The sequence below is a fragment of the Levilactobacillus angrenensis genome, assembly GCF_003946085.1.
Lineage (GTDB): Bacteria > Bacillota > Bacilli > Lactobacillales > Lactobacillaceae > Levilactobacillus > Levilactobacillus angrenensis.
Genome location: NZ_RHOB01000004.1, coordinates 56,388 through 69,284, shown reverse-complemented (window position 1 = coordinate 69,284; position 12,897 = coordinate 56,388). Strand labels below are relative to the sequence as shown.

Here is a 12,897-nt window from a genome sequence, read left to right as displayed (position 1 = left end):
AGTAACCTATAGATTATAGTTTGCGCCAAGCAATCTGGTGCTAACCGTCAACCCATTTGGGGGCTGGCGGATTAATTAAATTTTGTGATGAAGGGATTTTTAAACGATGGCTAAACGTGGAATGCTCATTGTGCTCTCGGGTCCTTCCGGAGTTGGTAAGGGAACGGTTCGTAAGGCGCTGTTTGAAACGGGGGCGACCGACTTTTCGTACTCCATTTCAATGACCACCCGGAAACCGCGGGAAGGCGAAGTCAATGGGGTCGACTATTACTTTGTCTCGAAGGAAGAATTTGAAGAGAACATTCGTAATGGGGAAATGCTGGAGTATGCCAAGTATGTTGACAACTACTACGGTACCCCGTTAAAATATGTAAATGAGACCCTTGATCAGGGAAAAGATGTTTTCTTGGAAATTGAAGTCAATGGGGCCATGCAGGTCCGGGCTAACTGCCCCGACGCTGTGTTTGTCTTCTTAACACCACCGGACTTGATGGAATTGAAGCACCGTCTGATCGGTCGGGGCACAGATGCCATGGACGTCATTAACAAACGTATCAAGAAGGCTGTTGGTGAGATTCGGATGATGCGTAACTACGACTATGCCGTGGTGAACGACGAGGTCGGCAAGGCTGTTGACCGCATCCAAATGATTATCCGCAGTGAACGTTTACGGGTGACCCGGGTCATGCCGGATTACGAACAAATGATTGGAGACGAATAAAAGATGTTACTTTATCCCTCAGTTGATGATTTATTAGCACAAGTTGATTCCCGTTACTCTTTGATTATGTTGGCTAGCAAGCGGGCGCATGAATTAGACGCCGGTGCGAAGCCACTCTTGACCGATTACAAGTCGCCCAAGACGATTGGTCGGGCATTGGAAGAAATCGCTGCCGGTGCCTTAATGATCGATCCGGACGAAAAGGATCTGGACGCCTAAGTTGGGTGGTTCAGGAAAGACCAGGTTGCCGTTGGGTAATCTGGCCTTTTTTATCAAGGACGCGGTAAGGTGAATTGGAGGAAAGGCAATGTTTGAAGACAAACACATCACGTTAACGGTGGGTGGCAGCGTGGCGGCGTATAAGGCCGCCTTGCTGGCCCGCCAACTGGAACACGCCGGGGCACAAGTGCGCATCGTGTTGACTGCCGGGGCGGCCCAATTTGTGACCGCGGCGACGTTTGCGGCGCTGACGAAGGCCCCGGTCCTGACGGACGACAGTTGGTGGCAGGCCCAAGGGCAGATTGCCCACGTGGAGCTGGCCGACTGGACTGACCTGGCAATCGCGGCGCCGGCCTCGGCCAACTTGATGGCGCAACTGGCTAATGGTTTGGCCAATGACGCCGCCAGTGCCACCTGGTTAGCCACGGCAGCGCCTAAGGTCGTGGTGCCCGCCATGAACAGTCACATGTGGCAAGCCCCAGCGACCCAGCGGAACGTGCAATTGTTAACGACCGACGGGACCCACGTGTTGACTCCGGCGACTGGCCAATTAGCGGAAGGCTATTCGGGCCAAGGGCGCTTCTTAGAGCCGGCAGAAATTGTGGACCAAGTCAGCCACCTGGGTCTCTTTGCTCCCCAAACGTTAGTGGGCAAACGGGTCATCGTTACGGCTGGAGGCACACGGGAACGGCTCGACCCCGTGCGTTTCTTGACCAACGACTCGTCTGGCAAGATGGGTTATGCCGTTGCGGCCGCTGCCCAACAAGCCGGTGCCACCGTGACGCTGATCACGGCGCCCACCAAGCTCACTCCGCCAGCCGGCGTCACCGTGGTGCCGATTCAAAGTACCACGGACCTGGCTCAAGCGGTCTTGGCGGCGTTTCCGAAAGCCGATGCCTTAATCATGGCCGCGGCCGTAGCCGATTTCCAACCGGAAGTTACGGCCGACCAAAAAATCAAGAAGACGGCCGATAATGATGAATTTATTTTAAAACTCAAGAAAACCCCAGATATCTTAAAACAAGTGGCGGCAATCAAACAGCCAGGCCAGGTGACGGTCGGCTTTGCCGCGGAAACGCAAAATTTGCTGGCTAACGGTCAGAAAAAGCTGCAAAGCAAGTCACTAGACCTGTTGGCCGCCAACGACGTCTCCCGGGCCGATATCGGTTTTAACGGTGATGACAACCAGGTCACCTTTATCATGCCAGATGGCGTGACGGACCAGACGCCTAAAACCAGTAAAGTCGTGATTGCCCGGGCGTTAGTCGACCGGGTCGCGCAATTATTCGCAGAAAAGTGAGGTGAACCACCATGGCCCAGATTGGCCAAATTATTGTCGACGTGCCAACCATGCAGACGAATGAACCTTATTCCTACGCCATTCCAGCTGAATTGGAACATCAAGTGCAGCTGGGGATGCGGGTCACGGTACCGTTTGGTCGCGGTCATCGCGTGGTGTCAGGCGTCGTGGTTGGCCTCAGTGATGTCACGACCTTCGATGGCCAATTAAAACCGATTCAGGCCGTCTTAGACCTCGCCCCCGTGCTGGATGACGAGCTTCAACAGCTAGCGAAGTGGCTGGCGGACACGACCTACGCCTTTCGCATCACCTGTATTCAGACCATGTTGCCCAACTTATTGAAGGCCCAAACGGAACGGCAGATTCAGCCGACCGAACCCTTGTCCCCGGCCGAGATGCAGGCGTATTTTCCAGACGGGGCGCCGCGAGATTTTGATACCAGTAAATTAGATGCTCCCACGCTGGCCGGGCTATTGCGCCTCCAGCGTGCCGGTAAGGTCGAAGTGGTTTACCAGGTGACCAGCAAGGCGGCCGCCAAGACCACGACGGGCATCAAGCCGGCGTTGCCAGTCGCTAAGCTACAAGAGATTCAGGCAACGGTGGCTAAAAAGGCGCCGAAGCAAGCCGAGTTACTGGCGTATTTGCAGACGATGACCCCGGATAAATTGGTAGCCCAAAGCCAAGTTAGCCACGCCGCTGATGTCAGTACGGCGGTCATTTCGACTGCGGCGGATAAAGGCTGGCTGGTCAAACAGCCGCTGGAAGTTTACCGCGATCCGTTCCATCAACCAGTCAAGCCGACCCAGCCGCTCCAGCTCAACGCTGAACAACAAGCGGCCGTGACGGCGATCACCAGTGCCGTGGATGCGCAACGGACCGAGAATTTCTTGGTCGAAGGAGTCACCGGTAGTGGGAAGACCGAGGTCTACCTGCAAAGCATCGCGGTCGCCTTGCAACAGCAACGGACCGCCTTGATGTTGGTGCCAGAAATCGCGCTGACGCCGCAGATGGTCAACCGGGTCAAGGCCCGCTTTGGTCACCGAGTCGCCGTGCTCCACAGTGGCTTGTCCAAGGGCGAACAGTACGACGAGTGGCGCCGCATCGACCGCGGGGAAGCAACCGTGGTCGTGGGCGCACGGTCGGCAGTCTTTGCTCCCGTCCGCAACCTTGGCATCATCATCATGGATGAGGAACATGAAAGTAGTTATAAACAAGATGAAAATCCGCGTTACCATGCCCGCGACGTGGCCTTGTGGCGGGGACGCTACAACCATTGTCCCGTCGTGCTTGGCAGTGCCACGCCGTCACTAGAAACGCGCGCACGAGCGGCTAAGGGCTTGTACACGCGGCTGGTCTTGGCTAAGCGGGTCAACGATCATCCGCTACCAACGGTCCACATCGTTGACATGCGCGAAGAGGTCAAGCAACGCAGTGACGGCGACTTCTCCCAGCCATTGATCAACGCGATTCAGACACGGTTAGACCGGCAAGAACAGATGGTCTTGATGCTCAACCGGCGGGGGTACTCGTCGTTTGTCATGTGCCGGGACTGTGGGTTTGTGCTGAAGTGTCCCAACTGTGACATCTCCTTGACGTTGCATATGGATACGCACACCATGAAATGCCACTACTGCGGCCACGAAGAAGCCATTCCCCACATCTGCCCCAACTGCCACAGTCGCAAGATTCGCTACTACGGCACCGGAACGCAAAAGGTGGAAACAGCCCTGCAAAAGGAATTTCCGACGGCCCGTATTTTACGCATGGACGTCGACTCGACGCGGCGTAAGGGCGCTCACGAAAAAATCCTGCGGCAATTTGGTCAGCACCAAGCCGATATCTTGCTGGGGACTCAGATGATCGCCAAGGGGTTGGACTTTCCCAACGTAACGCTGGTCGGGGTCTTGAACGCCGATACTGCGCTGGGGTTGCCCGATTTCCGCGCTAGTGAGCGGACCTTCCAGCTCTTGACGCAGGTCAGTGGTCGGGCCGGGCGGGCGCAAAAGCCGGGTGAAGTCTTTATCCAGACCTTCAACCCGGACCATTACGCCATCGAACTGGCGCAGCAACAAGACTATGAGCGCTTCTTCGTGACGGAAATGCACATGCGCCATCAAGGCAACTATCCGCCGTATTACTTCGCTGTGCAGCTGACGGCTAGTCATGAAGACGAGGCCAAGGCGGCTAAGGCGATGTATCAGATCGTGGGTCAGCTTCAAAAGGGCCTGAGCGACAACGCCATTATTTTAGGGCCGACGCCCAAGGCGATTGCGCGGGTCAAGCGGAAGTATTATTATCAAGTTGTGATTAAATACAAGCAAGAGCCGCAACTCAAGCCGGTCTTGGAAAAGATCCGCCAGGCGGCCCAAATTCCGGCCCGCCACGGCCTGACCATCACCATCGACCCTGAACCGATGAACTTTATGTAGGAGTAGGATTGTTCCTGACGGTCACTGGTGTTGTGGCTGATAACTGCTAAAGTAGCCGAGAATTTCCTGTAACGGTAAGACGGACCGCAAGATTCTGCTTTAAATTGAACCAATAATCAGTAAAATTATCAGAAAGTATGGTGCAGTACATGACTTCAGTAATCTTTATGGGCACGCCGAAATTTTCGGCGCCCATCCTCAGTAGTTTAATCGACCACGGCTACGATGTTTTAGCCGTAGTGACCCAACCGGATCGCCGGGTGGGGCGCAAGCACGTGTTGACCGCGTCGCCCGTTAAGGAAGTAGCGGTGGCCCACGATATCGAAGTGCTCCAACCACAAAAAATTTCGGGTAGTCCAGAAATGGCTCGGGCGATTGAATTGGCACCGGACCTCATCGTTACGGCGGCCTTTGGGCAATTTTTGCCGACCAAGCTGCTCAAGGCAGCCAAGGTGGCGGCCGTTAACGTCCACGCTTCCTTACTGCCAAAGTACCGTGGTGGTGCACCCGTGCATTACGCCATCATGAACGGCGACAAGGAGACCGGGGTATCCATCATGTTCATGGAAAAGAAGATGGATGCCGGGGATGTCCTAGCCCAACGAGCCATTCCCATTACGGACCAAGATGATGTGGGCACGATGTTTGACAAGCTCAGCGACTTGGGCCGCGACCTCTTGTTAGAGACGTTGCCTAAACTGTTGGCGGGAGAGATCACGCCAGTCCCACAAGACGAGGACTTGGTGACCTTCTCACCGACGATCAAGTCCGATGAAGAACGCATTGACTTGAATCTCAGTGCTCACCTCATCGACTGCAAGGTCCGCGCATTGCGGCCAGCCCCCATCGCCCACATTTACCTGAATGGCGTGCGCACCAAGCTGTGGCAGGTCACGGTCTTAGATCAGACGACCGACCTGCAGCCAGGGGCTCTGGTCAGCCATGACAAGCACCACTTGGCGATTGCGACCGGCGAACACGGCGTATTAGGGTTAGACGAGATTCAACCGGCAGGCAAGCCCAAATTAAGCATCACGGACTTTCTGAACGGGACGAGTGACGCATTGACAATTGGCGAACAGGTGGCTGAATAATGACAAAAAACACAACACCGCGGGCTTTAGCGGTCGAGGCACTGACCCGAGTCGCAAACGGGGCTTACTCAAATTTACAACTGGAACAGACATTAGAAAGTCACAACTTAAGTGACGTGGATCGGCGTTTTGTGACCAACTTGGTCTACGGGACCATCCAACATCAATTGACGCTGGAGTACTACTTAGCTGGCTTCATCAAGCCCAACCAAAAGGTCCTGCCGTGGGTCAAAATGACCTTGCTGGTGGCCTTGTACCAAGAACTTTATTTGGACCGGGTACCCAAGCGGGCCATCTTTAATGAAGCCATTCAATTGGCCAAGGACCGGGGCCACGAAGGCATTCGGCGCTTTATTACCGGTGTGCTGCACGCCATTGACCGGCAAGGCTTACCCGACATCAGCCAGATTCAAGATGCTACCAAGCGGTTGAGCCTGCAGTATTCCGTGCCGGAATGGCTGGTAACGGCGATTCAAAAGCAAGTCGGCGACGACAAAGCCGTTAGCATTTTAGAGACCATCAACCAACCGGCCGCGCAGTCCGTGCGGGTCAACACGGCGGTGGCCACTAAGGAAGAAGTCGCCCAATCCCTGACGGATCAAGGCTACACCGTGACGCCGAGTGTGGTTGCGGCCAACGCCTTTCGGCTAGATGACAAAGCCGCCAACCAAAGCAACGTCTTTGAGACCGGCGAGCTGACGATTCAAGACGAGAGTGCCATGTTGCCAGTCGAGGCCTTACAGGTCCGGCCAGGTGACCAGGTCTTAGACGCCTGTGCAGCCCCTGGTGGCAAGACTACCCAGATTGCGGCCTTACTCGATGCCCATTCTGGAGGGAAAGTTACGGCCTTAGATTTGCATCCTAAGAAGGTCAACCTGATCGAAGCCAACGCCGAACGCTTGCACGTGGCCGACCGGGTCGACGCCGTGGCGTTAGACGCCCGCAAGATCAACGACAAGTTCCCGAAGAAGCAATTTGACCGGATCTTAGTCGATGCACCGTGCTCTGGGTTAGGCCTGATTCGCCGGAAACCAGAAATTCGTTATGAAAAGACTGCCCAAGATATCCAGCAGTTACAACGGGTTCAACTGGGTATTTTGGATGCAGTGAGTGAAAAATTAAAGCCGAATGGCATCCTGGTCTACAGTACCTGCACCATTTTGGACACGGAAAACGCGGACGTGGCCGCCAAGTTCTTGGCCGCCCATCCCGACTTTGAGTCCATGCGGGTCCAAACGGCCTTAGACGTGAAGGCTGACCGGACCACGGACACGCTGAACATCTATCCGGATGATTTCGATTCAGATGGGTTCTTCGTCAGTGCCTTTCGGAAGAAAAAGTAGGGGTGAGTCGTCATGAAAGTGGCATACCGCACGTCCATTGGTAAACAGCGCAATGACAACGAGGACTATGTCGATGTTTTCACGAATTTAGCCGGGCAACACTTGGCCATTATCGCGGATGGCATCGGTGGGCATCAGGGCGGCGACGTGGCCAGTGCCATGGCCGTTTCCCACTTGGGCCACGAGTTTGAACAGACCCGGCTCACCACGCCCGCAACGGCTAGTGAGTGGATTACGCAACAGATTACCGCGGAAAACCAGTCGATCATTGACAAATCCAATCAATTTGCTGATCTGAACGGCATGGGGACCACGTTGGTGGCGGCGCTGTATTTCACGGAAGAAGTCGTCATCGCTAGCATTGGGGATTCGCGAGCCTACCTGTTACGCGACGGGCAACTGCGCCAGCTGACCGAAGACCACTCGTTGGTCAATGAACTGGTCAAACGTGGCGAGATCAGTCGCCAAGCAGCGCGGCACCATCCCCAAAAGAACGTCATCATTCGGTCGCTGGGTATTTCTGACGATGCGCACTTTGACCTCAACACCTATCCGCTGGTCTTAAACGACCAACTGTTGATGTGTACGGATGGGTTGACCAACATGGTCGATGACCAAACGATTCAAGCGGTCCTGACCAGTGACCGCTCGACGGAAGAAAAATGTGATTACTTGGTAGAATTGGCCAATGATGCCGGGGGCCTCGATAACATTACCGTCTTGCTCCTGACCAACTTCTCGCGGGAGGTGGCGGACTAATGCGGACAGGTTATACGTTAAGTGGCCGGTATCGCATCGTTCGCGCGCTCGGCGAGGGTGGTATGGCCAACGTGTATTTAGCGCACGATTTGATTTTAGATCGTGACGTTTCAGTGAAATTATTACGACTTGATCTGCGGGATGATCCCAGCACGATTCGGCGGTTCCAACGCGAGGCGCTGGCCGCGACCGAACTGGTCAATCCTAACATCGTTCAGGTGTATGATGTCGGTGAGGAAAATGGCATGCAGTATTTGGTCATGGAGTACGTCGAGGGGACCGACCTCAAGGCGTACATCAAGGCCCATTTTCCGATTGCCTATCAAGAAGTCATTCACATCATGACGCAGATCTTGAGCGCGGTCCAAACGGCGCATGAGCACAATATCATTCACCGGGATTTGAAACCGCAAAATATTTTGATCGACCAACACAAGGTGGCCAAGATTACCGACTTCGGTATCGCCGTCGCCTTGTCAGAGCACAGTCTGACGCAGACCAACACGGTGCTGGGTTCGGTGCACTATTTGTCACCGGAACAGGCCCGCGGGGGGATGGCGACGAAGAAGTCCGACATCTATTCACTGGGGATCATCCTCTATGAATTGTTGACGGGTACGGTGCCCTTTGAAGGGGAAACGGCGGTCTCGATTGCCTTGAAGCATTTCCAATCGGAGATTCCGTCGGTCAGAGAAATCGACCCCCGCATTCCCCAAGCATTGGAAAACGTGGTCCTCAAGGCTACGGCCAAACGGCCCGAAGACCGCTACGCCGATGCGGCGAGTATGGCGGCGGACCTGAAGACTTCGCTGTCACCGAAGCGCGCGGGTGAAGTCAAATTCACACCGGCACAAGACGATGATGGTGAGACCAAGGTCCTGCCCCTCAGTGCGTTGAGTAGCCTGACGCCGACGTCGGCCGAGGCGGCCACCCAGACGCAACCCCAAGAAAAGACGGCCTCAGACGAGACACCGGTGAAGGCTAAGGGAAAAAAGGGCCGTAAGAAGACCCGCCATCCCCGTCGCCGTAAGTTCTTGTTGGCTGGGTTAGTCGTCCTCCTGTTAGTGGCGGGCATCTTGATTGGCATGGCGCTCTTTCGGCCGCAAATGACCAGCGTGCCTAGTGTGTCCGGGCGAACGGAAAAGGTGGCAAAGAGCCGTTTGACAGACGCCTACTTGACGGTGGGCAAAGTCCACAAGACGGCGAGTGCTTCGGTCAAGGTTCATCGGGCCGTGCGCACAGAACCGCGGTCCGGGACCCAGCTGAAACGGCACACGGTCGTGGACCTGTGGATCAGTACTGGTCCCAAGCGTTACCAGCTGGCTGATTACCAGGGGGATGCCTACGCCAGTACCGCCGCGAAATTAGAGGCGCTGGGCTTCACGGTCCACCGTGAGTCGGTCCACTCGACCAGTGTGCCCGCCGGTCGGATCATGCAACAAAACGTCTTGGCTGGGAAAAAGGTCGTGCCTGCCCGCACGGATATCACCTTTACCGTTTCGACCGGGTCGGCGACGGTCACCTTGGCCGATTTGACCAACAAGACCAAGGCCCAGGCACAAAGCTACGCCACCAATCACAACTTGAACCTGGCGTTTGATTACGCCTACTCCAATGATGTGGCCAAGGGCCGGGTCATTAAGCAATCGCCTGGCGAAGGCGCCGTGGTCCAAGAAGGTGACGAGGTGACGCTGACCATGTCACGCGGCATGGAAAGCGAAAGCAGCTCCAGCGTCGATCAGTTCAGCGTGAACGTGAAGATTCCGTTTGACGACAGTGCTAGCGAAAGCTCCAGTGACGAGGAAGACGATGACGATAGCAGTAGCAGTAGTAGCTCGTCGGCCTCCAACCTGGTGCAGATCTACTTAAAGGACCAGGACCACTCGTTAAGTACCGTCTACAAGCAAATGACGATTACGTCTGACACCAGCGTCACGTTGCCATTTACTGTGGCTTCCGGTAAGGCCGGCGCCTACAAGGTGGTTCGTGACGGTCACGTGATTGCGTCAGATAGTCATGTCACGAAAAATTAAGAAATTTCTGCAATTTGAGCCTAATTCTCTGTATAATGGGAATTGGGCTTTTTTTGCCGTTGTTAGGGTTAAACGACGAGATTGAAAGTCGCATTAACGCGGTAATTCCCGAAATGACAGTATCCTGTTCATTAAAATTAGTCAAACCAGGAGCCTGCGGCAGCCAGAGATTCCGCCTGCTATGGCGGACACCTCCAGCCTGAAGAGCGGGCTTCCGGTTCGCTTTGAAGCCTGACAAAACCAGTCAGTCTCCAAAGTCGCCGCACGCTGTAGGCTGAGAAAAGACCTCAGCCAACACCGTCGACACAGCTGGCAGCCATAGGCGACTGGCCAGGTAAGGGCTGCAATTTTGCCTAACGGTAGGCGGCATTTTAGTGGATGGGTAGCGAGACGACTGCCTTAGTTGTGATATTTAACACAACCACAGTAAAACTAGTGCCAATCTGAAAAGTAGTGTAAACTGGAAACAAACCCACAAAGGAGGTGCGCATTGACAGAAGGACAGATTCGTCAATCGCTCAGTGGCTTCTACGATGTCTTTAGCGATGGTCAGCTGTACCGGACCCGCGCGCGCGGTAATTTTCGGAAACGTAAGATTACGCCGTTGGTCGGTGACCGGGTGACCTTTGAAAGTTCGACGCCGCAAGAGGGCTATATTTTAGAGATTTTACCACGGGATAATTCACTGACGCGGCCCCCAGTGGCCAACATTGACCAGGGGGTCGTGGTGACCGCCGTGGCCCAACCGGAATTCTCGACGGGGTTACTTGATCGGCAGTTGATTGCCTTAGAGGTTAGCGGCATCGCTCCAGTCATCTACTTTACGAAGACCGATTTGATCGACGACGACCGGTACCAGTATTTTGAGCAGCTGGCCGCGGGGTATCGCCAGATCGGCTATCCGGTGATTTTGAGTCGCGAACCCTTTTCAACGGCTGGTTTGGACCAGTTCAAGGCGACCTTAGCGGATAAGGAAACGGTGATCATGGGCCAGACCGGGGCCGGGAAATCGACCCTGCTGAACCACATTGCGCCGGACTTGGACCTGGCGACCGGTGAGATTTCGACCGCGCTCAACCGGGGCCGCCATACGACGCGCAAGGTGAGCTTGATGCCCATTGCGGGTGGCCTGGTAGCTGATACACCGGGATTCTCATCGTACGAAACGCTGACGCTGGATTACCGGGAGCTGTGTCACTACTTCCCAGAATTCATGGCGTTGGCCGCTGATTGCCGTTTTCGGGGCTGTGTGCACGTCAATGAGCCAGGGTGTGCCGTGAAGGCGGCGCTGGCCGCGGGCGAGCTCATGCAGAGCCGTTACGACAATTATTTACAATTACTCACGTTGTTAAAGAACCAAAAACCAATTTATAACAAGAAGAAATGAGGAAGAGATTTTATGATTAAAGTAGCGCCTTCAATTTTAAGTGCCGACTATGTGAACTTACAACCAGACATCGAAAAGGTGGACCAAGCGGGAGCTGAAGTCTTACACATCGATATCATGGACGGTAACTTCGTCCCAGCACTGTCTTACGGTCCAGGTTGGGTCAAAGCCATTCGCCCAATCACCAAGATGGTCTTAGACGTGCACATGATGGTCCAAAACCCAGAACGCTACGTGGAAGACTTCGCCAAGGCTGGCGCCGACATCATCGGGGTCCACGTCGAAGCAACGCCACACATTCACCGGGCTTTGCAAATGATTCAAAACGCCGGTGCCACGCCAGAAGTTGTCATTAATCCTGGTACTCCTGTTGCCATGATCGAACCCGTCTTAGACATGGTCGGTCAAGTCTTAGTGATGACGGTCAACCCTGGTTTTGGTGGTCAGAAGTTCTTACACAGCACGGTCGCTAAGATCGCTGAACTGGATGCCATCAAGAAGGTCAAGGGCTACGACTTTGATATCGAAGTCGATGGTGGGGTCAACGATCAAACCGTTGTTGACTGCGCAAACGCTGGTGCCACGGTTGCTGTAGCTGGTTCATACGTCTTCAACGCCGACGACCCAGCTGCCCGGATTCAAGCCCTGAAGGACGCAACAAAATAATGCCCCGGGGCGGAACGTTTAATTTATTGGTGGGGGGCCCGAAGGCAAATTGGCCAGTGGACCTCACCGAGAAAATCGTTGGCCCCTGGATTGGCGTTGATCGGGGGACCTTGCGGTTGATCGAACACAATGTTCAACCGGTCGCGGCCATCGGGGATTTTGATTCCCTGGCCGCCCCGGAACTGCAACGTGTCCGGCGAAATGTCAAAGATATTCGGCAGTCGCAACCCGAAAAGGATTTTACTGATACCCAAATGGCGGTGTCCGTGGCCTTTGGGGACTACGGTGCCGAGCAGGTCGATATCTACGGTGCCACGGGTGGGCGACTCGACCACTTTTTAGCGAACCTATTTATCGTGTTGGAGCCGCAGTACAAGCGCTATGCCAATCGCATTCGCTTGATCGATAAGCAAAATACGATTTCGTTTTACCTGCCGGGACACTACCAGTTGCGTAAAGAACCGGATAAAAACTATCTGGCCTTTATTCCGCTGACGTCCATCGATCATCTGAGCCTGTTGGATGAAAAATACCAGCTGCATGACGAACCCATTCCGTATCCCATCTCACTAGCCAGCAACGAGTTTGTGGGCGAGACGGGGGAATTTCAGTTCGACACGGGAGTCTTGTGCGTGATTCAAAGCTGTGACACGTATGAGGCCCGCCACGAGTAGCTTGGACAACTGGTACCCTAAGTTAAGTTAAAATCAAAAACAGAGCCAACTGGACGCAAGTACGTCTGGTTGGCTCTGTTTTCGATGCCAGGAATGACAGTATTCTGTTAACTAAAATTAGTGAAGCCAGGAGTTTGCGGCAAGTTGATGCTTATCAGCAACATTGTGTTAGCTGATAGCTAAGTACTAAGTCGACGATTATTGGCGCATGTTTTGGCTACGAGACCGGCTTGAGACGCGACCTTCGGCTCAAAGCGAGGCCGAGACTGTTC

11 protein-coding genes are annotated in these 12,897 nt (G+C 54.4%); all 11 read left to right on the top strand.

The genetic code is table 11. The annotated features are described in order from the left end of the window. Positions 1–106 precede the first annotated feature (106 nt). Entirely contained in the window at positions 107–721 is a 615-nt protein-coding gene (gene gmk / locus EKM83_RS03090; protein ID WP_125575185.1) for a guanylate kinase, read from the top strand. Positions 722–724: 3 nt separating this feature from the next. Further along, positions 725–940 (top strand): DNA-directed RNA polymerase subunit omega, encoded by a 216-nt coding sequence (gene rpoZ / locus EKM83_RS03085; RefSeq protein WP_061776946.1) that lies wholly within the window; start codon positions 725–727, stop codon positions 938–940. 88 nt (positions 941–1,028) lie between these two features. Continuing rightward, positions 1,029–2,240 (top strand): bifunctional phosphopantothenoylcysteine decarboxylase/phosphopantothenate--cysteine ligase CoaBC, encoded by a 1,212-nt coding sequence (coaBC, locus tag EKM83_RS03080; RefSeq protein ID WP_125575184.1) that lies wholly within the window; start codon positions 1,029–1,031, stop codon positions 2,238–2,240. Between the two features lie 11 nt (positions 2,241–2,251). Then, complete coding sequence (gene priA, locus EKM83_RS03075) at positions 2,252–4,669, top strand: primosomal protein N' (protein ID WP_125575183.1); 2,418 nt, start codon at positions 2,252–2,254, stop codon at positions 4,667–4,669. Positions 4,670–4,818: 149 nt separating this feature from the next. Continuing rightward, positions 4,819–5,763: a methionyl-tRNA formyltransferase gene (gene fmt / locus EKM83_RS03070; protein WP_125575182.1), complete on the top strand. Its 945-nt coding sequence runs from the start codon at positions 4,819–4,821 to the stop codon at positions 5,761–5,763. Next, positions 5,763–7,106, top strand: a complete 1,344-nt coding sequence (gene rsmB / locus EKM83_RS03065; RefSeq protein WP_125575181.1) for a 16S rRNA (cytosine(967)-C(5))-methyltransferase RsmB — start codon at positions 5,763–5,765, stop codon at positions 7,104–7,106. Before fmt ends, rsmB begins: the two co-directional genes overlap by 1 nt. 12 nt (positions 7,107–7,118) lie before the next feature. Next, on the top strand, positions 7,119–7,865 hold the full coding sequence (locus tag EKM83_RS03060) for a Stp1/IreP family PP2C-type Ser/Thr phosphatase (protein WP_125575180.1): 747 nt from the start codon (positions 7,119–7,121) through the stop codon (positions 7,863–7,865). Beyond that, on the top strand, positions 7,865–9,898 hold the full coding sequence (gene pknB / locus EKM83_RS03055) for a Stk1 family PASTA domain-containing Ser/Thr kinase (protein WP_125575179.1): 2,034 nt from the start codon (positions 7,865–7,867) through the stop codon (positions 9,896–9,898). Before EKM83_RS03060 ends, pknB begins: the two co-directional genes overlap by 1 nt. A gap of 490 nt (positions 9,899–10,388) precedes the next feature. After that, positions 10,389–11,285 carry a ribosome small subunit-dependent GTPase A gene (gene rsgA, locus EKM83_RS03050; RefSeq protein ID WP_125575178.1) on the top strand — a complete coding sequence of 299 codons (897 nt, stop codon included), beginning with the start codon at positions 10,389–10,391 and terminating at the stop codon, positions 11,283–11,285. A 12-nt stretch (positions 11,286–11,297) separates the two neighbouring features. Then, the gene (rpe, locus tag EKM83_RS03045) at positions 11,298–11,951 is read left to right on the top strand and encodes a ribulose-phosphate 3-epimerase (protein WP_125575177.1); all 654 of its coding nucleotides are present in this window, start codon (positions 11,298–11,300) and stop codon (positions 11,949–11,951) included. Further along, the gene (locus EKM83_RS03040; RefSeq protein WP_125575176.1) at positions 11,951–12,625 is read left to right on the top strand and encodes a thiamine diphosphokinase; all 675 of its coding nucleotides are present in this window, start codon (positions 11,951–11,953) and stop codon (positions 12,623–12,625) included. Before rpe ends, EKM83_RS03040 begins: the two co-directional genes overlap by 1 nt. Positions 12,626–12,897: the final 272 nt, after the last annotated feature.